This window comes from Eubacteriaceae bacterium Marseille-Q4139, from assembly GCA_018223415.1.
Taxonomy (GTDB): Bacteria; Bacillota; Clostridia; order Lachnospirales; family Lachnospiraceae; genus CABSIM01.
Genome location: JAGTTQ010000001.1, coordinates 2716051 through 2738484, shown reverse-complemented (window position 1 = coordinate 2738484; position 22434 = coordinate 2716051). Strand labels below are relative to the sequence as shown.

Here is a 22434-nt window from a genome sequence, read left to right as displayed (position 1 = left end):
TATTATTTTTCCTCCGTTACAAATTCAACAATATCACTTATATCGCATTTCAATGCCTTACACACTTTTTCCAAGCTTTCCATTGCAACATACTCATTTCTTCCCATCTTAGCAACAATATTTGAGCTAACGCCTGCAATAGAAATTAAATCTGTTCTTTTAATATCCTTTTCTAAAAGAAGTTTCCATAATTTCACGTAACATACACTCATAACTTTTCCTCTTTTGCATATTCCTATTTTCTATTTTAGACTTGTATATTATAGCGCCGAATATCACGATATGTCAAGAATACATCATCTTTTACTGATATTTCCAATTCTGCTATCCATATTATCCTCCTTCCAATCTCAAATTTATAGCATAATTATCTATCATTATGGTATGTAACAGTCATGACTCCGAGTACAGCTCATTTTCAGAACTTCTTTCGGCACAATTTTTATGCGTAGATTAAATTTGTATTAACCACCTCTGTTTTGCGATTACAAATATTATTCATTTGTTTCACCCATTTCATTTGATTTTCTGCTTTAAGTTTTTCGGTCACATTTTCTTTTTCCGTAAGTTGTTCTACCAGCCGAGAAAACATTTCTTCTGCCTGCTCGTAAATATCAGCAAGATAGCTGTTCAGTTTACCACTTGTGAGCAGATTAGTGTATTGCTCTTTTATGTTCTCGCAGATAACATCTGTGACGCTGTCCCCATACGCCGATTGGCTGTTTTCTCTTTTCGGGCGGTAAGGTAAAACAGGGGATAAAATAATCCCCTTGCCGTATATAAGTACCGCCCATTTCCTCAAAAATCGTCTTTGTCATTGTCTTTTTCTACCTTTCACAATCTTTACTTCTAAAACGTCTGCCATGCTGTTTAGATTGTCTTGCCTGTTCTAACAAGCTGTCAATCTGCTTACTGCCGAATACCTTTCTCAGCAGTTTATAATCTTTGTTTTCTTCCCTAAATCTGTTATTTTCTGCGGTCAAATACTTGTTTCGATTTATCAGCTGTTCATTCGTTTCATGCAATTTTCTGTTAGTGGTATTCAACCTGTAATAGTTGTCCCACCCCTCAAAGCAACTGGCAAGTACCGCTTTAATGACCGTTTTTAAGCGTTTAATAAGTGGCTCTGCCATTTTCGTTTTATACGATTTTGCCGTCATAAATCCTTGCGGCTCTGGCAACTGATATTTGGGGGAAGTATCGAGAACGACCTCTAAATCAGCAAGTTCTTTTAACCCCTTATCATAGTTGCTTATTCTATCAGACAGTACCCCAAGTTCCGCCTGTTTCTGCTCAATTTGACCGCTTAGCTTTTCCACCTCTTTCTGTCGTTCTTGTTTCTTAAAATCCAAAACATCAAGGTGTTTGTTGTGTGTCCCTTTCTGTAGCCACTCAATTCCATATCGCTCCATCACAACCGCAAGCTGTTCTTTTTCAGCTTGTACCCATTGGTTCCACTCCGTATCTCCACGAGAGCCGCCCTTAAATCCCTGTGCGGCAAGTGCCTGTTTAAGAGATACACGAGTATCAAGTCCCCGTTTACTTCCTGTTGTAAATGGAACAAAATCAATGTGCAAATGCAGTGTTGCCTCGTCCATGTGCAGATGAGCCGAGAATACTCTAAGCTGTGGATTTCTCACTTGAAAACCTTGCTAATATTCATCTAACACCTGTTTTGCAAGCTGTCCATTTTCACTTTCTGCACTCATATTTTTCCTATCCCCAATCTGTAAAATCAACTCATGGAAGGGCTTTTCCTGTTTGGAATTTCTTATTTTCTCATAGTAGTTTGCTATTTTTCGGTCTGCTCTTGTCTGCTTTGTATTATATTTTTCAAGGGCTTCATCAAACAATTCGTGATAGACCTGTTTAATGCTCTCATTACAATAATCTATGTTGAGATGTGAACGATCAGCGTCAACATTTTCTGCTTTGAATTTTCGGCTATTATGATTGACCGAGCCTTTCCCTACCATTGCACTTATGGTTCTCTGTATAATATCACTTCCTTTCCATTCCTTTCCGCCGCTTGCGGCGAGCCTTTGTTACTTTCTGCGAAAGTAACGCAAAAGCACTTTTGACAGCAAGCTATCAAAAATGCAACCTGCAAACAGGTTTTGCGCCCTGCCGGGGGCTTTACTGCCTGCGGCAGTCCCTCTCGACACCTGTACGGTTTCGCCGGGCGGCAGCTTCCCTCTTTTCCCATATCCGCCATTCACAGGAGCATGACACGCCCCTGTCTATTGCTGACAACGGAAAATTTACCATCGGAAGCTCTCTGGCACGCCACGTCTGTCAAGATATTCCTGTCGTGCCTGCTCTCGTTCTTCCTCGGTAGGTGCGGTCTTATATTTCGCATATAACTCATGCCGCATCATTGCATTCAGCTTTTCTTCCACACCTTGCTGGATTACCTCTGCATAATCATTGTCCTTAACAAGATGATATTGCAGAAGTGCCACGAACAGGTCATAGGGGATTTGCACATTTTTCATTTCCTGTCACTTCCTTTCCGTGACGGCTCGTGACAGCGGTGACGGTTATTTTGATACCGCCCCGCTATCTGATATGCCGTCACAACCGTCACAAACTGTCACACTGTTTCCGTTTTATCTTTCCAAAGTATTATCATTCGTCCATCGTGGCGTCTGTCATTCTTGAAGTAAATCCCATGCTCTGCATACAAACGCCCCGAAAGCACATTCAATTTCTTGCTGATAGAATTTATCGGAATTTCTATAGTCAGAAGAGATACCAGTTCCGTTGCCGAACCTTCCCAAAAGGAGAGGTCTTTCATAACAAGTTCTGCAATCTCATCAAGCAAAGGCTCTGGCGGTTCTTTCCATAACTCTGTTTCGGCTCTTTGAAAATCCCATAGCAGCGTTTCCATATTGCGAAGTAAATACAGCTTTTGGTCTTGCTGATCTCTACCCGATACTTCCAATGTGGCAGCGTTGCTCGTGCGTTTTTCTTTGTACAACAAGAATGCGCCATCTGCCGCACCGAGCAATCCGCTTGTTCCCGAAATCATATCAAATCTATCATCAGCGGTCTGCTTTCTTGTGTGGTGTACAAGTAGCAGACAGATACCGTGAGCGTCTGCAAAACTTTTCAGCCTTGCCATAATCTGATAGTCATTCGCATAGCTGTAATTGTCCCCGCCGACCTCACGCACCTTTTGGAGTGTTTCAATGATAATCAGCTTCGTGTCGTGGTGTTCCGCTACAAACCTTGCAAGCTGTTCGTCAAGTCCTTTGCCGAGTTGACCTGCCGAAACAGAGAAAAACAGATTTTCGGTGCTGTCTGTTCCGAACATTCGATATAAACGCTCCTGCAAGCGTCTGTAATCATCTTCAAGAGCAAGATATAAAACGGTACTCTTGCGGGCGGGAAAACCCCACAGCGGCTTTCCTGTGCTGATATGATAGGCTATCTGCACCATCAGAAAACTTTTCCCCAACTTTGGAGCCCCCGCAAAGATATAGGTACCAGGATAAAGCAAGCTGTCAATCAACGGCTGCTTACTCTGGTACTGGGTATCAAATAATTCGTTCATTGAAACCGTTTTGAGATACGTGGGGTCTAAACTTCTCTGTAATTCCCGCTGCATTTCCTCAAAACTCTTGATATTTTCATCATAGTCGGATATACTATTATCAGTGAATTTTGAAACTGGCTGTTCCGTATCTGCGCCAACAGATACATTCGGAACAGTCATTTCTTTTCTATTTTCCATTTTTATCTTCTCCTTTCAGACCGCCGAGAATGACTGCAATCAATTCGATTACATCGAGTAATTCATCATCTATACCGTTTCCTGCTTCAATCCTCTGCAACTCTGCGAGGACAGCCGCAAGTTCCATTTTGAGTGCCTTATATACTCTCGGATTTCCCTGTACCACCACGTCTTGATTAAGACAACGGCGATAACAATATTCCTGTTTCGGCAACCCCGATAGCGCAACCGCCTTGTTAATGAGTTCATTTTCTTCAGGAGATACCCGAAATCCCACTGTGATATTTCTCCAACGGTTCTTGTTATCTCTGTTTCTAGCTGACATTTTCAAAATCTCCTTTCCCTAAATCAACTAATCTATCTGCCATTTCCGCCTGTTTGGACGGAAACAGATGAGCATAGTGGTATGTGATGTCAATGCTCTCATGCCCAACACGGTCTGCAATCGCCACTGCTGAAAATCCCATATCAATCAGCAGACTAATGTGGCTGTGCCTCAAATCGTGAATACGGATACGTTTCACGCCTGCGGCCTTTGCCCCTCTGTCCATCTCGTGATGAAGATAGCTTTTCGTTACTGTAAAAATACGGTCTTTTTTCTTCAAGCCGTAAAGCATACCGAGATACTCTTTCATTTCCTCACAGAGAAAATGTGGCATTTTTATGGTACGGTTACTTTTCTTTGTTTTCAGCGTGGTAATCACATCTTCGCCGTGTAAACGCTGATAAGACTTGTTGATTGTAACTGTTTCTTTTTCAAAATTGAAATCGGCTGCCGTCAACGCTAATAGTTCTCCCTCTCGAATACCGCACCAGTAAAGCATTTCAAAAGCATAAAAGGAAACGGGTTTATCCATCATTTCAAAGGCGAACTTTTTGTATTCCTCTTTTGTCCAAAACAGCATTTCTTTGTGTTCCTCACTTCCCATATTTCCAACCTTTGCGGCAGGATTGGCTCGTAATTCATAGTAGCGTACAGCGTGATTGAATATCGCCGACAACTGAGAGTAGATTTGTCAAGGGTAAATTCTGATAAGGAATATTACAACCCATAAAAGGCTCACGGCTAGAGGCAACCAGCAGTGAGCCTTACTTTTTCACTAAAATGAGCAATCGGATTCGATTGCAAAACTCAAATATAAATTGATTTTTGAGACGGTTTATGCTACATTTATTATGGATGCAAATATGCATTAGGAACTAAGCAGGAGGTATAAAATGGCTATCTGCTACAACAAATTATGGAAAATATTGATTGATAAACATATGAGCAAAACGCAGCTAATTAAAGAAGCAAAGATTAGTACCAACGCCATGGCACGGCTGGGAAAAAACGAGGACGTTCGTGTCGAGGTTCTTGTAAAAATTTGCAGCGTTTTGGGCTGCACAATAGACGATGTTATGGAAATCATTCCCGAAGAGAAGGAGTAATAACAATGGCCGATATGAAAAAGGATCAAGAGCGTGATGAACTGCACAAAGCGATTTGGGCGATAGCAGATGAATTGCGTGGAAGCGTAGATGGTTGGGATTTTAAATCCTATGTGCTTGGTATGATGTTTTACCGCTATATCTCCGAAAACTTGACAAACTATATCAATGAAGGGGAAATCGAAGCTGGAAATGAGGGCTTTGATTATTCTCAGTTATCTGATGAAGAGGCGGAACAAGCTCGTGAGGATTTGGTTCAAACCAAAGGTTTCTTCATTCTTCCGTCTGAGCTCTTCTGTAACGTGAGAAAAAAGGCTGCTGCCGATGAAAATTTGAACATGACCTTGGAAGCAGTGTTTAACCATATTGAGGAGTCCGCAAAAGGCAGCGAAAGCGAAGATAACTTTTCCGGGCTGTTTGATGATATTGATGTAAACAGTAATAAACTGGGGGCAACTGTTGCCAAGCGTAACGCAAACTTAGTAAAGCTCATGGATGGCATTGCGGATATGCAGCTTGGAAATTATAAGGATAATTCCATTGATGCTTTTGGTGATGCCTATGAGTATCTGATGAGTATGTACGCCTCCAATGCCGGGAAAAGCGGCGGCGAATTCTTTACCCCGCAGGAAGTTTCCGAACTGCTGACTCGTATAGCGGTAGTGGGGAAAACAGAAGTCAACAAAGTCTATGACCCTGCTTGCGGTTCCGGTTCGCTTCTTTTACAGGCAGCAAAAATCCTTGGAAAAGAGAATGTTCGCCTTGGCTTTTTTGGACAGGAGATCAACCTGACTACCTACAACCTTTGCCGTATCAATATGTTCCTGCACGATATTGATTATGATAAGTTTGATATTGCGCATGAAGATACGTTGACGCATCCGCAGCACTTAGCTGATGAACCCTTTGAAGTAATTGTTTCTAATCCTCCATACTCCATTAAATGGGAGGGAGACGACAATCCGGTGTTGATTAACGACCCCCGCTTTTCTCCTGCCGGAGTTTTAGCGCCAAAATCCAAAGCTGACCTTGCATTTATTATGCATTCACTTGCATGGCTTGCAAGCAATGGCACAGCAGCAATTGTCTGCTTCCCTGGCATTATGTACCGTGGCGGAGCAGAAAAAAAGATCCGTCAGTATTTGATTGACAACAACTTTATTGACTGTGTGATCCAGCTGCCCAGCAACTTATTTTATGGAACCAGTATTGCCACCTGTATCATGGTATTGAAGCGGAACAAAACGGATAACCGTACACTGTTTATTGATGCTTCTGCTGAATGTGAGAAAGTTACCAATAACAATAAGTTGAGAGATCATCATATCAAGAAAATTGTAGATGCATTTGTTTCCCGTGCCGATACTGACCACTTTGCCCACTGTGTACCTTACGAGGAAATTGCCAACAACGAATATAATCTCTCGGTCAGCACCTATGTACAGCCGGAGGACACCCGGGAAGTGATTGATATTACAAAGCTCAATGCCGAGATTGAGCAGATTGTGGCCAGAGAACAGGTATTGCGGGATGAGATTGCGAAGATTATCGCAGAAATCGAGGGATAACTATGAGGCTGAGCAGTAGGTTATCCGATAAAAGTAAAAACAGCGGCGAAATTGAATCATTTATTGATTGGGAAAAATACACGACAGTGAAGGAAGAAGAAACGGAAGAGATTCGCTTTATTAGTGCCGGAGATTTTATAGAAATTCAAATTGGCACCATTACTCTGCCATTTTACTCCACGGCGTGTAAGGATAGTGTTTCCTTTATTTCTCCTAAACGGCTTCATTGTTTGATTGTCAATAATTCGATGATCAGTATTGATTGCCAATTGCGATGCATGGACTATGAGGAGGACAACCCAAAATGCAGGACGTGTCATCCTTATGTGCAAGCATGGTTTTTGGTTGGGGTAGATGATATTTCTGCAAACTCTCCAAGAGTGAGTGTGGTTAAGCAAAGCTTCAAACTTCCAGATACAATAAAACTACCTATCGAAACGGAAGATAAGTTCTCAGAATGGTTGGGAAAGGCGGAAATTGCATACAAAGAACGGCTGGGTGCCGGGGCGGTCATTTACTTACGGTCAGCGTTTGAGCAAATAACGCTGGAGGTTGGACATAGGGCCGGAGTAGAAGTATATAAGCCCAATGGAAGATCAAAACCATTTGATCAAGTTATAAGAGCCGTAGATGCTCAATGCTCTATCATTCCGGTTATCTACTCAGACGACGGCTATAAACTTTTCCAGAGGCTCAGTAATATTGCCCATGGAAATGCAGATGAGGAAACCGCTTTGCGAGAATACGAACCACTTCGCAGCTTAGTGGTTGGAATTATCGAAAATGTGAAAAAGAAAGAAGAAGAAATCCAAAAAAATGCTGAAATCCAAAAAGCATTGGAGCAAATAGGATTCAGCCATGGAGGTGATGACAGTGAGTAAGCTGGAAGAATTGATACAAGAATTTTGCCCTGATGGAGTGGAATGCTTTCCGTTGTGGTCTGTAACAACTTGGGATAAAAGGTTTAATAGTGTTGATCGTTCAAAGCAGCCGAAAGTGATTAATTACCCATATCTGCTTGCTAAAGATATGTTTGCATTAAAACGAGAAAAAGGAAATGTATTTTTGCTTTCTACTGGAGAAGAAACAGGCTGGACAACTGAGGAACTAGCAGGAGATTATCTTTGCGAAGGAGAGGTTGTGACAATACCTTGGGGGAAATCTCGTAAGGTTACCGAGGTAATGAAATATTATCGAGGTAAATTTGTGACGGCAGACAATCGCATTGCCACTTCTACCGATACTTCGCAATTAATGAATCGGTATCTGTATTATTGGATGATGAACCAAGGTGACACTATTGACAGTTTTTATCGGGGTTCCGGATTAAAGCACCCAAGTATGAAAGATATCCTTGATATGCGTATTCCGATCCCGCCACTTCCAGTTCAGCGTGAAATTGTACGCATTCTGGACAGTTTCACAGAGCTTACCGCAGAGCTTACCGCAGAGCTTACCGCAGAGCTTACCGCACGCAAAAAGCAGTATGCGTATTATCGGGATACACTGTTCACTTTTACAAGTGAAATTGTATTTAAAACATTGCCCGAAATATCAGAAAACTGTGACAGGCAAAGAAGACCTATTACAAAAGGAAATAGACAAATAGGAGTATACCCGTACTACGGAGCCTCCGGTGTTGTAGACCATGTCGCTGATTACATTTTCGACGGAGATTACCTTTTAGTGTCTGAAGATGGGGCAAATTTATTGGCAAGAAGCACCCCGATTGCGTTTTCGATATCAGGAAAAAATTGGGTTAACAACCATGCCCATGTTTTAAAATTCAACTTTGCAGAGCTGCAAAAATATGTTGAAATTTATCTAAACTCTATCGACTTAAGTAAATATATTTCCGGTGGAGCACAGCCAAAATTAAATCAAGATAATCTAAACAGAATTCCTATCCCTGTTCCGTCAGATGATGAAGTTAAGAGAATCGTCGGTGTTCTCACCAGATTTGATACTCTTTGCAACGACCTAACAAGCGGCTTGCCAGCTGAAATCGAAGCTCGTCAAAAGCAGTATGAATATTATCGAGATAAGCTGCTGACTTTTAAGGAGGCATCGGTTTGAATGAATGATTCAGGCAATTATGAGATTTTTGAAGGTCTAAGCGGTATTGTGAAGGGGCTTGAAACTTTTGCATATGCCCTCAATAAAGTGCAGACTTGGTATCAACAAAATGCCGACAATATTGCAAACTATCTTTTAGCCTTTGCGGAATTTGGAGAATGGAGTGTAGCGACCAACAAACTTATTGAAAGCCAATTTGTATTTACAGATAATTTGACGCAGACCCTTGCGCACGAAATCTATCAAGGTGCTGATGTAGAGAAAGTAATAACTCGCTATTACTTCGATAATGATGAGCAAAATATGAAAAAGCTCATTCAAAGATGTAAAGATAGCAACTACATTCGAGAATATCGAGAGTTATATAATCAAATTCTAAATGCATATGACAGAGAGGATTATCTGCTTGCCTGTATAGGCCTTTTTTCATTGGTTGACGGCTTGCTCGCAGATTGTTCCGGTATCAATAAAACTGCATTTCAAAAACGATTGGACTGTATTGCCGACAAATTCGCAGATAAAGCCGAACTGAATGAAATCGATAGAAAAACTCTTTGTATTTATGATGCGTTCAAGAAATTTGACTGCTCAGTGTTCAAAGATTCGAGATTTTCAGAAGATGAACCGCAAGCGGTCAATCGGCATTGGGATGTACATGGTAGAACGCATCGTGAACATACAAGAATTGATTTTTTAAAGGTCCTTCTATGGCTGGATGCAGTGATCTATTTATCTGAAAAAGATGCACAATTAGGAAGGGAGGGTGAAAACGATGATCACTTACAACATGATTTTATCGAGCAATGAAAGCACAGTTGTGGCAGAATACGAGCCACAGGCAAAACGCTCCGATTCGTATCAAAGTGAAGCGGCACTGGAACAGGCTTTCATTAAAATGCTGGTGGAACAGGGTTACGAATATGTGACCATTCACAGCGAAGATGCTCTGATCGACAATCTCCGCAGGCAGTTGGAGCGGCTCAATCAGTATAGCTTTACCGACAAAGAATGGGATAGCTTTTTCAAACATAAAATTGCCAATCACAACGACGGAATCGTGGAAAAGACCCGTAAGATTCAGGAGGATCATGTGCAGAATCTCACCCGTGAGGACGGCACTACCATGAATATCTCCCTGATTGATAAGAAGAATATCCACAATAATCGTTTGCAAGTGATTAACCAATACGAAGAAAGCGGTGGGAAACATGATACCCGCTACGATGTGACCATTTTGGTAAATGGCTTGCCGCTTGTCCATGTGGAGCTGAAGCGCCGTGGCGTTGCCCTCAAAGAAACATTTAATCAAATCAACCGCTATCAAAGGGACAGTTTTTGGGCGGGTTCCGGTTTGTATGAGTATGTACAGATTTTTGTTATCTCTAACGGTACAAATACCAAGTACTACTCTAACACCACCCGATTCAGTCATATCAAAGAAAATGAGACTGCATCCAAAAAACGTAGTAAAAAAACTTCCAATAGCTTTGAGTTTACTTCTTACTGGGCAGACGGAAACAACCGCACGATTCCCGATCTTGTAGATTTTACCAAGACGTTTTTTACAAAGCACACATTGCTGAATATCCTGACAAAGTACTGTGTGTTTACCACAGAGGAGCTTCTACTGGTGATGCGTCCCTACCAAATTGCAGCCACGGAACGCATCCTAAACCGTATTGAAACATCCACCAATTATAAGAAAGCTGGAACCATTGAAGCTGGTGGATATATCTGGCACACCACTGGCAGCGGTAAGACATTAACTTCTTTCAAGACTGCGCAGCTTGCGACCAATCTTCCCTATATTGAAAAGGTCCTTTTTGTGGTTGACCGCAAAGACTTGGACTATCAGACAATCAGGGAATATGATCGCTTTGAAAAAGGAGCTGCCAACGGGAACAAAAGTACTGCTGTTTTGCAAAAACAACTTGAAGACAGCACTTCCCGTATCATCGTCACAACTATCCAAAAATTAGATGTCTTTATCACAAAAAATCCTGCGCATCCTATTCGGGATAAGCATATCGTTTTGATATTTGATGAGTGTCACCGCAGTCAATTTGGCGATATGCATACCCGGATGGTAGGCGGAACTATCAAAAAAGGAGAAAAGACTGTTAAGGTAAACCGGTATTTTAGAAACTACCATATTTTCGGATTTACTGGAACACCAATCTTCTCTGTGAATGCGTCAAGCGGCGGAAATCCCAATCTGAAAACTACGGCGCAGGCATTTGGCGGAGAGCCGAATGACAAAGGGGAAAAGGTATTACCGTTGCATACATACACCATTGTGGATGCTATCAACGATGGAAATGTACTCCCCTTCCGCATTGATTATATCAATACCATTAAGCAGAAAGAAAATAGTAAAGACAAACAGGTGACGGCTATTGATACGGAAGAAGCTCTTGCTTCACCAGAACGTATTTCTGAAGTAGTAAAATATGTTCTGGAACATTTTGACCAAAAGACTATGCGAAATTCCTATTACAGCCTGAAAGGTCAGCGAGTAAACGGATTTAACTCCATGTTTGCAGTCAGTTCCATCCCTGCTTGTAAAAAATATTATTTGGAGTTCAAAAAACAGCTTGCCCAAACGCATCGGGATTTAACAATCGCCACCATTTTTTCCTTTGCTCAAAATGAAGAAGATAGTACAGATGGAATTTTAGAGGACGAAAGTTTTGATACCGATGAATTGGATCAGAGTTCCCGTGATTTTCTGGAGATGGCGATTGACGATTATAATAAGATCTTCAAGACCAACTTTGACGCTTCCAGCAAGGGGTTTCAGGATTACTACAAGGATTTGTCCGACAAAGTGAAAAAGCGGGAAGTAGATTTGCTGATCGTAGTCAATATGTTCCTGACAGGTTTTGATGCTACAACGCTGAACACTCTTTGGGTGGATAAAAACCTGAAAATGCATGGGTTAATTCAGGCGTTCTCCAGAACAAACCGTATCCTTAACTCAGTCAAAACTTATGGTAATATTGTCTGCTTCCGTGATTTAGAAGAAGCGACCAATGATGCAATCAAATTGTTTGGAGACAAAAATGCCAGTGGTATTGTCCTTTTGAAATCCTATGATGATTATTACTATGGATATGTAGATGAAAAAGGGCGTAAACAAAAAGGATATGAGGAACGCATTGCCGAGTTGGTGCAAAAATATCCTCTGGGGCAACCTATCATTGGTGAACAGAATAAAAAGGATTTCATCATACTATTTGGCAATATTCTTCGTCTTCGGAACATTCTAACTGCGTTCGACCGCTTTGTCGGCAATGAAATTCTTTCGCCTATCGATTTTCAGGATTATACGGGCACTTATCATGACGTATATGAGGAAATCAAGCCAAAAGCCGGTGACAAAGACAGTATTATGGATGATGTCGTCTTTGAGTTGGAACTGGTAAAGCAGGTAGAAGTCAATATCGATTATATCCTTATGCTGGTGGCAAAATACCATGACGATAATTGCGAGAACAAGGAAATCCTTGTTGCAATCGATAAAGCAATCAAATCCAGCCTGCAGCTGCGCTCAAAGAAAGAATTGATTGAGAACTTCATTGCAACAATCAACGCTGACACAAATGTAAACGAGGATTGGCAACGTTTTGTAAGAGAGCAACGGGAAGCTGATATACAGTCTTTGATTGCTGAAGAAAAGCTAAAACCGGAAGAAACAAAAAAGTTTGTAGCAAATGCTTTCCGTGACGGTGTGCTCAAAACAACCGGTACTGATGTAGACAGGATTTTACCACCTGTTTCCCGCTTTGGCGGCGGTGGTTCCCGTGATAAGAAAAAGCAGACAGTTATCGAAAAACTGAAAGCATTTTTCGAAAAATACTTTGGGCTACTTAGCTCGGAAGATCATATCAATCAAGAAGAATCATCTGGAAATATGTAAAACAAAGGGAGTGTCGCAAAATCATCAAAATAGATGATTGAGCGGCACTTCTGCTTGTTACAGCAAAAAATCCGGCGCTCCCTATGGTTTCAGAGCAGATCGCCGGATTTTTGCCGTACTTTAATAAAACCTTTCGGTTTTATGATTTTTCTATGCAGTTTTTACTTCAAACAGATGGCTTCCTGTCCGGCCATTTTGGATCTTAGCATGCAATTTATTCAGATTATACCCCAGGCACAGCAGTAGGATCTCCAGTTTTACCTTCGTTTTCCCTCTCAGCAGAAATCTCTGGAATTCATAATCGTTTTTCAACACCCCAAAGGCTCCTTCTACTTGAATCGAACGGTTTGTCCGATACTGGATCCCTTTTTCGCTTATGATGTTCTCATAAGATTCCCGACGCTTTTTCAAAAAGTTTTTGGAAAGATACAGCCTCTTATTTCCCTTTGCCCTCGTACATTTTTTCTTATACGGACATCCGCCGCAATCCTCACATTCATATACTGTTACCTCGGACTGATAGCCGCTTTTGCTTTTCTGCTTCTTTTTAAACACTTCTCTCAGTGTTTTTCCTGCATGACAGGTGTAGGTGTCTGTCTCTTCCTTATACGCCATATTTTCCCGTTTGCTGATGTCTTTCTTAAAACTTCTCTTTTTCCATTTTTCGTAGGTCTGCGGTTTGATGTAAGGGATCTGACCCTGGCTTTTCAGATATTCATAAGCCTCTTCGCTTTCATACCCCGAATCCGCAGTCACACTGGGATATCGAAATCCCAGGTTCACTTCCATGTTTTTCAGAAACGGCACCAGTGTCCATACATCATTCCGATCCTGAAAAATCCCAGCTGCCACAATGTATTCGCTGTCCACTGCGATCTGGACGTTATATCCAGGTTTCAGCTGGGCATTCCTCATATGATCATCCTTCATGTGCATAAAAGTGGCATCCGGATCCGTCTTGCAGTAGTTATTCCGGCCCTGGAAACTAGCTGTATGCCAGTCATAGATTGTCTGGCGTTCCAGAAACCGGCGGAACAGTTCCAGATATTTTTGATTCCGGCTTTTGCGTTTTCCTCTTCCATGTACCAAAACCGTCCCATCCAGACGGCATCGTTCTTCCAGAAACCGGCAGATTTCCTGAAGGTCCTGGGTACGGCTTTCCTCTCCCACATGGAACCCGCAGATATAATCCTGGTTCAGAAGACAGACTGCCTCCTGAATCCGTTCGTACATCTTTGCTTCCCATTTCCCCACCGATTTCTTCCAGACGAAGGTATATTTATTGGCACAGGCTTCCAGTTTTGTCCCATCAATAAATACGGTTTCTTTTGATAATTCTCCGCTTGCTTCCAGGCGGCAGACCATCTGGTAGAACAGATTTTCACAGGCATCTGCCAGAAAACCGGTTCGGAAACGGGCAATGGTGCTGTGATCCGGTGCTTTTTGTCCGGCAAGCAGCCACATAAAGTTGATGTCGCGTCTGCATGCGGTTTCAATTTTTCTGGATGAATAGATGTTCTGGGAATAGGCATAAGTCAGGATCTTGAACATGGTCTTTGGGTCCACTGCCGGATTTCTGCCTTTGGCAGAGTAAGCCTGATACAGCAAGCTGTAATCTAAATCCTCCAATTCGTGGCTCAGCAGTCGAACAGAATCATCATCAGGAACCAAACCTTCCAAATTTAATGGCAAAACCAGTTGATAAGGCTCACCGAATTCGGTATAATTTTTATGGTATTTTAATTTACTGGTCATATCTTATTATACCATGGATTACGGGCTCTTCAGGGTCCGTTTTCTGTTTTCAGGGCATAAAAAAGGAGCCGCTGCTCCATAGATGATTACTCATCTATTTTGCAACGGCTCCTTTGTTCGTCCTTCAAGCAATTTCTTGTAAATCAGTGCGTTATCGCTCCGGATCACCATGTCTGGGCTTTTCTTTTTGTTCCTGCCGTTTTCGCTGTTCCATCTCTTGCTGGTAAACACGATTTTCTGCATCATCTTGGAGTAGCTTAGCTATGTCTCTCTGACTATCGAACATCAGCAGAGGATCATACTTTTCGCCATAAGCAGACTGAATCCGGTTAGATGCGGAGGCAGACTTCTCCGAACGCATCGCCATTCTCTGTGCATACAGTTCAACAGGTTCAAAGTCTGCACTCTGCTCTTTGAGATCTGCATATTCACTAAGGGCAGTTTCAAGTTCAGAGGAATACTTTTCTTCCTGCTGTTCCAACTTGGAAAGACTGGCTTCTGCGTCAGCAATGTCCTTTTTGATAGCAGAAATTTCACTATCATCCGCACAGTTCAGCTGATTAAGCAGTACAGCCTTTTCGGATTTCAGTTCCTCAATATCCTCGTTCAGCTTTGCAATTTTAGCAGATATCTCCTTATGCTTTGAGGCATTCCAGAAAGGAATTTCTTTCTTCTCTGTCAGCATGGTTTTTCGTTCCTTTGCAGCAGTTTTGATTTTCTGCACTAACGCCAGATACTCCGCAAAGGTAGGCTTTGCAGCATCCAGATATTGACTCAGTTTGTACTTACCCCGGCTGATATGACGGAGCTGATACCGAAATACGATCATATTGGCACGCAATGTTTCCATAGCTTCTGCAATAGCAGGCAAACTGTTTTTGACAGCCTGTGCCATCTTCTTCATCTGCGCTTTTAACTCCCGCAGCAGGGCATTGTCCGCCTTGATCTGACGGTTCAGCTCACAGCGATCAGAGACGATCCCCTTTTTCTCCAGTGCTCTTGCAATTACACCCTCATGAATGGTAGGCTGTATATCAAACCCCCGTTCTGCATGACTGCGATGGTCGATGCGTTCTTCCTGTCCAGCACGCTCCAAATGAAGATTGGTTACATCTGCCCATGCCTTACGCCAAAAGACGAGTTGCTCTTCGCTGTTCCAACGCTCAGAAATTGGATTTTGTCTGCCGTATTTGGTGCTTTTGGGGTACTTGGACACCCTTTCATAGCCCTGCGCCTGTGCTGATGAAGGGACCATATACACCTTCTTTTTGCCCACCTTGTACTGGTACTGCTTTTCCCATCCATCGGCCTGTGCCTGTTTAAACTCAGCGGCAGTGAAGCCCTGTTCCTTGCCGTTCTTGACACAGAGATATTCTTTCTCGGTCTTGTACTGCCATTTTCCCTTTTCATCCAGCGGGCGCACCGTCAGCAGGATGTGAGCGTGGGGATTGTGACCGGGAGGGTATGGATCATGAATCGCCACATCCGCACACATCCCATCAGATACAAAGGTATCAGAAACAAAATCGGACAGCAACCTTTCCCACTGTGCTTTACTCAGCTCAATCGGCAGCGCAACCACAAATTCACGGGCCAGGCGGCTGTCCTTTGTTTTTTCGTTTTCCTCCACAGCATTCCACAATATTTCTCGATTCTGCCATTCTGTGGGAGCGGCAACCGGCAGAAAAACCTGCTGCCACACAAGTCCCTGTTTGCGGGTGTAGTCATGCTGCACTCCGTCGTACTCATTGAGCAACCGAGGGCAGCTCAGATAGGCCGCAGCAGCCACGGCAGAGCGTCCGGCTCCACGGCTGACCATTTTGGCCTCTAAATGATAAATTGCCATTGTCTACCATCCTTTCCGAAGGGTTACTGTGAAATGCAGTAGCCCTTCTTCCGCACCTGATTCCAACAGGTACGTCGTGAAATGCGACGTACCTCCAGCAGGGGTGGAACGATTCGTTACACCCCTGTACCTGTGTCAAGCTGCCGGTGGCAGGTTGACACAGGCAGGCGGCGAGATGGGGTGGCAATATACCACCCCATAAATAGGGGGCTTACAAAATGGACCCCCCTTACCGACTGCATGGACAAGGCTGGCAGTTTGACAGAAATGCAGCCTTGTCCAGCGGCGTCCGCAGACGCCGCAATCCCCCTCGGAGAGCGCACGATTTCCGCAGGAAATACCACCGCCCCTTCGGGGTGGTGAGTAAGTGCGCCCTTCGGGAAAAAAGAGAAGCGCCCCGGTTTCCCGGAACGCTCCCAGCTCATCGAACTGATTTGAATACTTCCCATAGAAAATCCTCCAGCTGCTCCAAAGTCATCCTCTGCACCTGCGGCAAAGCTTTCTCTAAAATCGCCCCTTCCTGGATGAGCCTACGTGTTCGGGCTTTACGTTCTTTCACTCGATCCCGTGCCTGAGCTTCCTCTAAACGGTGCTTATCCTGTAATAACTTCTTTTCGTGTTCCGTCATAGATTTTCCCTTTCTGCCATATCCGGCTGAAAATGCAAAAAAGGCGGCTTATGAGATTTTATTCTCACAAGCCGCCTCGGTGCTGATCCTTATGCTGTTTTCCCTTTTTGATCCGACTCTTTAATGGCGGATGCTTCTATACTTTTCTGTTCGTTTTTCTTCGCCGCTCTGCGCTCCTTCTGTCTTTTATAGGCTGCTTCTTTCATGCAATCCTCACAGCAGTACTTCACGCCGTTTCTGTCTGTAATAAAGACAGTTCCGCAGTTTCCACAAGTGCATTCTCGTTTTCTTTTTTTCGCCGCTTCCTGCCGGTAATATTTAGAGCGACAATTTTGATCGCAGAACATCGCATTGGACATTTTTGATTCAAAGGTCTTCCCGCAGCACTTACACACAATCTGAAACGGTTCACCTACTTTCCGGGTGCCATCCTTCAGTGCTTTGTACCGTTCTCTGCTTTGCATACGATGCTTACGCAGGTATTCCTGCCGCTTTTCTTCCTCCGGTGTCAGTTCCGGCACAGGTGCCGCAAAGTATCCAATAAAGTTTAGATAGATCTCCACTTCCTGCACTCGATCCCCATCCACCTTTTCCGGGGCATGAACAAGGATTTTGTCTACAAACTCGTTGATCATCGGCGTCGTCAATTCGGAAAAGTCCGTGTACTTTTTCGCCAGTGCAAGGAATTGTTCGGCATTTGCGGTACTTTCTTCAAAGGCCGCTACTTGTTTTTCAAACTCTGCAATCTCCGAGCGCAAATTTTTTTGTTCTGCTTCATACTCCGCCAGCAGACTATCAAAGCGTTGATCTGAAATTCGCCCAACCGCAAAAGACTCGTAGAGCTTTTTGATGATGACATCCAGCTCATCTGCCCGTTTCCGGTTCTTATTGAGCTTCCGTTTCGTATCTTTTACAGCTTCTTTCTGGCGGAGTGCCGATGCTGCTCTCACCTTTTCCAGAAATTCTTTCTGGTTGGTGATGGCATAGGTGCTGGCTGCCTGTATTGTTTCCAGGAGCAAAGTCCGAATGGCTTTGGTTGAAATATAGTGACTGCAGCATACATCCACTCTGTTTCTGAAAGCCAGTTTATACGCTGAGCATTCGTAAGCATCATAGGGGTAATTTCCGTTTTCCAAATCACCTTGGAATCGGTGGTTATACATTTTCGCCCCACAATCAGCGCAGAACACAAGTCCTGTCAGTGGATTTGCTTCTCCAAGGGTATCCTTGCGTCTGGGTGTTTTCCGCAGCTTCTGTACCAGTTCCCATGTCTCTTTGTCAATAATCGCTTCATGGGTGTTTTCAAAAATCAGCCATTCCTCCTGCGGATTACGGACACTGCCTTTATCTTTATAGGATTCTTTATGAGAACGGAAATTTACAGTATGCCCGATATACTCCGGCTTAGACAGAATCTGACCCACCATATAACCGCTCCAATTATAGGGGTTGGGAAAATCTTCTTTGCTTTTCCAAAAGCCGATCCCTTTCTTCCCCAAATAGACAGCAGGAGTTTCCACCTTGTCCTCATACAAAATCCGTGCAATTTCATAAGGACCGATTCCTTCTGCATTCATGCGGAATATCCTGCGTACAACCTCTGCGGCTTCCTCGTCGATCAGCCAGTGGAATTTATCCTTGGGATCTTTTTTGTAGCCATAAATGGCGATGTTTGTGGTCGGCTTACCGGATTCACCTTTAATCCGAATCGCTGTGCGCTGCTTTCGGCTCAGATCCCGAAGATACCATTCATTCATGATATTGAGAAACGGAGCAAATTCGTTGCTGTTCTGGTCGCTGCTGTCCACATTATTCGCAATTGCAATAAACCGGATACCATGCTGACGGAAGAACACCTCCGTATAAAAGCCGGTTTGCAGATAATCACGGCCAATGCGTGACATATCCTTCGCAAGTACGGTGCTGACTCGACCTTCCTCAATATCATTCATCAGCCGTTTCCATGCAGGCCGGTCAAAATTGCCGCCGGAATAGCCATCGTCCGTATAGTGGACGCAATTCTGGAAACCTTGCTGCTGAGCATAGCTTTCCAGATATTTTTTCTGATTCACAATCGAGTTACTGTCCCCAACCTGTTCATCGTCACGGGACAAACGCTCATAAAGAGCTGTGATTTTTCCTTCAGTCTGTTTTACGCTCATGATGCGCTCCTTTCAGACTGACGGCTCATTTGTGGTGATTCCATTATACCACAAGAACCACAAGGATTTGCAGCCTCGTTTTGAATCAGTCTTAAAATTTTATCTTCCATCGTTTCTGTTGCTGTTTCACTGCCGTATACTCTCACCCGATAGATAGTGGAACCGATACGGCGGTTTATCATATAAAAGCCCTGCTTTTCCTTTTCATTTCCCATAGGCAATATCCTCCGGCAAGGTTTCAGCTCTGTATTCCTGCTGTGTAACGCTTTTCTTCGCTGTTTTCATGGTTTTGATAGAACTCCCTTCCAACCGCAAAATGCCCTCCGAAAACCCTTGTGCCATCAGGGTTTCGGAGGGGCAAATGGTTACTTTTGCTTGTTTCTGAATTTCCGTACTCTCGCTGCATTCTGCTGACGGCGGGCAGACTCCGCACACTGCTGGGAGCAGTACACCCGCTTCCCGTCAGCCGGAAATTTCTGACCGCAATACTGACAGGTGCGGACAGGCTGGCTTTCCAGTGATGCTTGCAGCTCCGGGTCATTGGGCAAAACTGATTCCCGAAAGTAGCGGCACATAGCACTGTTTGTGTAGCAGATGCCGAACATGGGACAATCGCAGTCCAGCGGCAAGCACCCGTACTCGCTGTCATAGTTGGCGCAAAACCTTGTGACCAGCTTTTTGATGGAGCGTTTCTCTTTTGAAGTCAGCTCCCTGTTTTGGTTTGACATCATTGTTTTCTCCTTTCTTTCATAAAATGTAATCAGAATAATGATTTTCAGATTACCTCCTCACTAATAGGAGAAAACAGCGATGTAAATCGGAACTGTTTTTCAAAAATTAAAAATAAATTATAGACAGCACAAGTTTTTGAGATAAAATAGGAGTCAGAAGGGAGGCGAAGTCATGGACGAAGAACAGAATGATCTGTGGTTGGAAGAAGAAAGCGAAGAAAATTCAGAAGAAGCCTCCTGGGCAGAACCTATCCTTGACTTTGCCGACTGGAACCAGGACGAGGACGCTCCTGTCTGCGATGAAGAACTGGAAGAAGCTCTGGCAGAAGAACGGAACGCTGCTTTGGAAAGTGAGCTGGAGCAGGACGAGCATCCTTTAGAAGCAGAGGATGATATTCCAGAAGATGCCGATTCAGCCGAATCTCCCATCAGCCTGAATACACTCTGGCAGCAGATGGATGAAACAGCTGTGGAGCGCATCAGCTTAGCCGCAAGAACAGAAACAGATTTTTCTGTGGTTATTGGGGAAATGGACCGATTGGATCGCAACCGTGAACGCAGAGAGCGGTATCACGAAAATCTTCGTGGAGATGTACCGCTGGAGTATAAGAAGGCAAACTATGGATTGGTTTTCCCTGAGTGGCTGAATACGCCGGAACAGCAGCTTTTGGGCAAAGGCAGTTTTCTGGACTTGATCTTTGACTGTCCTTATGAGATGCACCAGCTGACTGCTGACCCATTTCTCTCCAAAATTGTGGAACGGCTGAAGGACGAACATAAGGAAGTGCTGTACTTTCTCTCCCTGCGGTTGTACAGCACTGCTAAAGTGGCAGCCATGCGGGGGCAATCTGATCGAAATATCCGCAAGCTGTGGGATACTTACACACGGAAATTACAGCATCAGCTATATGAACATCTTTTGCGGAAGAACAGCTTGACCTTGCGGGAGAAAGAATTTGTTGCTCTGTATGCTGCAAGTTTAGAGCAGAGCGGAAAGAGTGCGGCGAAGGTCAAGCGAGAAAATAAAACGCCGCCCCGTAAAAAGAGCGGCTTGACAGAATCCGAAAATTGATTTTATACTTGTAATAGGATTATAATATATCAGATTACACATGGAGGTGAAGCCATGCAGAATCTATTTGCACACGCCAGCTCCTATTGGGTGCGGTACAATCAGTATGAGATAAAGACCGGAAAGAATGGCAGACGATATATCATGGCCGCTCCTGCGGCAGAACCGAAAGTTTATGATCCTCTAAAGGATTCCGAAAAACTGGTTGTGGATGCTCTCAATGTCGGGATGCTCTGTATGGGCCGGAAAAGTGAGGCGGTCATTGAGCAGGCTGTACTGGAATTTGTTCATCAGTATGGGCTGCTGGGGCTGATGACCGCACTGCCTACCACACCGTCCTTTATGGACTATGAGGCAGTTTATCTCCCGAAAAACAGATTTATAAAAGCAGAATCCATGCAGACAGAAGCATTTTTGTCTTTATTCTATCCTTTTGAAAAATTAGATGTGGTAAAAGAAGGCATTCAGTCAAGCTGGAACATCAATCAGGACAGAGCGATGATGGCGCTTGCTATGACCTTTGCCGAGCAGCCTATGGCGATGAATATGCAGTTTCAGCGTCAGTATGCGGAACCGTATGAATGGATCATGCAGCAATTCAAGGATTGGGCATTTACGCTGACCAGCAGCTTTTTGTTTTACCACGACTACGATCAGCTGGATGAGGCATCCAGAAACACCTATCGTATGGGCATGGCTGCTTTTGGAGGAATTGCACCGACTTATCATATTGCCCTGTTTGACAAGCCCGTAACCAGCCCCACGATTGTCTGGGACTTTCACTCGCTTCTAACGGCGATTCAGCTCATGTTCAGCTTTATGCTGACTGATGAGGAAAAACCGCTGCGGCTCTGCGAACACTGCCAGAAGGCTTTTGTCGCCAGCCGAGCCAATAATGTATTTTGCAGCCCACAGTGTAAAAACCAACATAATGTGTATAAGAATCGGGCAAAGAACCGGGATAGAGACGAGAAATAATAAAAAAGGGGGGCGCTTGCCGCAGCTGATTGCTGCCAAAAGCGTCCCCTCTGTCTATTTTATGTTATACTTCATATACCAGTTCATACAGCACGATTTCTTCTGCCCGATTATGGATGCTGTTCATGCGGCGCACCCATTCCATCTGGTCTGCCGCTTTCAGGGCTTCTGTGACGCCTTCCTGTTTTTTCATAGCAGCTATCATCACTTCCATACGGGCATTGCAGAGCTTGTCGATCTCGGCCAGGTGATTCCAGAGCTGTCCTTCCACTATGAGATCCGAGTAACGGACAGGATGATGCTCTTTCAAAAAGTTTCGCCGCATTCGGCCATATTTGCCGAGCTGATACTCCTCCTGCTCTGGAAGTTTTATGTTTGGGATAAGATAATCCCCCTCCTGACGGTATATGCCGCCTATTTCTTCAAAGATAGATTTCATGACGACCTCCTTTGTGTGTTTTGGTTTCGGCAGTTATTAGGATATTTTAACTCCTTTCCTATAACTGCTTTTCAATTCACCACAAATGAGCCG

19 protein-coding genes and 3 pseudogenes are annotated in these 22434 nt (G+C 43.7%); 8 read left to right on the top strand and 14 right to left on the bottom strand.

Annotated features, from left to right (window positions below; all coding sequences use genetic code 11):
• Window positions 1-2 precede the first annotated feature (2 nt).
• The 7 genes and pseudogenes from KE531_12895 to KE531_12865 form a co-directional block, all read right to left on the bottom strand.
• Window positions 3-212, bottom strand: coding sequence for a helix-turn-helix transcriptional regulator (locus KE531_12895; GenBank protein MBR9954493.1), 210 nt, complete (start codon window positions 210-212; stop codon window positions 3-5).
• Window positions 213-442: 230 nt separating this feature from the next.
• Window positions 443-818, bottom strand: a pseudogene (locus KE531_12890) (TnpV protein).
• Between the two features lie 9 nt (window positions 819-827).
• Window positions 828-1976, bottom strand: a pseudogene (locus tag KE531_12885) (plasmid recombination protein).
• Window positions 1977-2261: 285 nt separating this feature from the next.
• On the bottom strand, window positions 2262-2495 hold the full coding sequence (locus tag KE531_12880) for a complexin-2 (GenBank protein MBR9954492.1): 234 nt from the start codon (window positions 2493-2495) through the stop codon (window positions 2262-2264).
• Window positions 2496-2593: 98 nt separating this feature from the next.
• Window positions 2594-3736, bottom strand: coding sequence for an AAA family ATPase (locus KE531_12875; GenBank protein MBR9954491.1), 1143 nt, complete (start codon window positions 3734-3736; stop codon window positions 2594-2596).
• Window positions 3726-4061: a hypothetical protein gene (locus KE531_12870; GenBank protein ID MBR9954490.1), complete on the bottom strand. Its 336-nt coding sequence runs from the start codon at window positions 4059-4061 to the stop codon at window positions 3726-3728. The genes KE531_12875 and KE531_12870 overlap by 11 nt, the downstream gene beginning before the upstream one ends.
• Window positions 4051-4749 (bottom strand): annotated as a pseudogene (locus tag KE531_12865) (site-specific integrase). The gene KE531_12870 and the pseudogene KE531_12865 overlap by 11 nt, the downstream one beginning before the upstream one ends.
• 205 nt (window positions 4750-4954) lie before the next feature.
• Between KE531_12865 and KE531_12860 the strand changes: the two are divergent.
• The 6 genes from KE531_12860 to KE531_12835 all read left to right on the top strand — a co-directional run bounded on the left by KE531_12860 (window position 4955) and on the right by KE531_12835 (window position 12730).
• Window positions 4955-5167 carry a helix-turn-helix transcriptional regulator gene (locus KE531_12860; protein MBR9954489.1) on the top strand — a complete coding sequence of 71 codons (213 nt, stop codon included), beginning with the start codon at window positions 4955-4957 and terminating at the stop codon, window positions 5165-5167.
• 5 nt (window positions 5168-5172) lie between these two features.
• A complete protein-coding gene (locus KE531_12855; GenBank protein ID MBR9954488.1) occupies window positions 5173-6735 on the top strand; it encodes a type I restriction-modification system subunit M in 1563 nt (520 codons plus the stop codon).
• Between the two features lie 2 nt (window positions 6736-6737).
• On the top strand, window positions 6738-7616 hold the full coding sequence (locus tag KE531_12850) for a hypothetical protein (protein ID MBR9954487.1): 879 nt from the start codon (window positions 6738-6740) through the stop codon (window positions 7614-7616).
• Between the two features lie 478 nt (window positions 7617-8094).
• Window positions 8095-8811 carry a restriction endonuclease subunit S gene (locus KE531_12845; protein MBR9954486.1) on the top strand — a complete coding sequence of 239 codons (717 nt, stop codon included), beginning with the start codon at window positions 8095-8097 and terminating at the stop codon, window positions 8809-8811.
• Window positions 8812-9618 (top strand): hypothetical protein, encoded by an 807-nt coding sequence (locus KE531_12840; GenBank protein ID MBR9954485.1) that lies wholly within the window; start codon window positions 8812-8814, stop codon window positions 9616-9618.
• The gene (locus KE531_12835; GenBank protein MBR9954484.1) at window positions 9584-12730 is read left to right on the top strand and encodes a type I restriction endonuclease subunit R; all 3147 of its coding nucleotides are present in this window, start codon (window positions 9584-9586) and stop codon (window positions 12728-12730) included. The genes KE531_12840 and KE531_12835 overlap by 35 nt, the downstream gene beginning before the upstream one ends.
• Window positions 12731-12880: 150 nt before the next feature.
• On the opposite strand, the gene KE531_12830 is transcribed toward KE531_12835, so the two are convergent.
• From KE531_12830 to KE531_12805, 6 genes are all read right to left on the bottom strand, one after another.
• Entirely contained in the window at window positions 12881-14485 is a 1605-nt protein-coding gene (locus KE531_12830; protein ID MBR9954483.1) for an IS1182 family transposase, read from the bottom strand.
• A gap of 151 nt (window positions 14486-14636) precedes the next feature.
• Window positions 14637-16331, bottom strand: a complete 1695-nt coding sequence (locus KE531_12825; GenBank protein MBR9954482.1) for a MobA/MobL family protein — start codon at window positions 16329-16331, stop codon at window positions 14637-14639.
• Between the two features lie 421 nt (window positions 16332-16752).
• Window positions 16753-16959: a DUF3847 domain-containing protein gene (locus KE531_12820; protein MBR9954481.1), complete on the bottom strand. Its 207-nt coding sequence runs from the start codon at window positions 16957-16959 to the stop codon at window positions 16753-16755.
• 89 nt (window positions 16960-17048) lie between these two features.
• Complete coding sequence (locus KE531_12815; GenBank protein ID MBR9954480.1) at window positions 17049-19121, bottom strand: DUF4368 domain-containing protein; 2073 nt, start codon at window positions 19119-19121, stop codon at window positions 17049-17051.
• Window positions 19118-19336, bottom strand: coding sequence for a transposon-encoded TnpW family protein (locus tag KE531_12810; GenBank protein MBR9954479.1), 219 nt, complete (start codon window positions 19334-19336; stop codon window positions 19118-19120). The genes KE531_12815 and KE531_12810 overlap by 4 nt, the downstream gene beginning before the upstream one ends.
• A 150-nt stretch (window positions 19337-19486) precedes the next feature.
• Window positions 19487-19849 (bottom strand): cysteine-rich VLP domain-containing protein, encoded by a 363-nt coding sequence (locus KE531_12805; GenBank protein MBR9954478.1) that lies wholly within the window; start codon window positions 19847-19849, stop codon window positions 19487-19489.
• Window positions 19850-20102: 253 nt separating this feature from the next.
• Here KE531_12805 and KE531_12800 point away from each other — a divergent pair, with 253 nt between their 5' ends.
• Together KE531_12800 and KE531_12795 are read left to right on the top strand one after the other, a co-directional pair.
• Complete coding sequence (locus KE531_12800) at window positions 20103-20924, top strand: sigma-70 family RNA polymerase sigma factor (protein ID MBR9954477.1); 822 nt, start codon at window positions 20103-20105, stop codon at window positions 20922-20924.
• Window positions 20925-20978: 54 nt separating this feature from the next.
• Window positions 20979-21902: a hypothetical protein gene (locus tag KE531_12795; protein MBR9954476.1), complete on the top strand. Its 924-nt coding sequence runs from the start codon at window positions 20979-20981 to the stop codon at window positions 21900-21902.
• Between the two features lie 64 nt (window positions 21903-21966).
• Here KE531_12795 and KE531_12790 read toward each other — a convergent pair whose 3' ends face one another.
• Window positions 21967-22341, bottom strand: a complete 375-nt coding sequence (locus tag KE531_12790; GenBank protein ID MBR9954475.1) for a TnpV protein — start codon at window positions 22339-22341, stop codon at window positions 21967-21969.
• Between the last annotated feature and the right edge of the window lie 93 nt (window positions 22342-22434).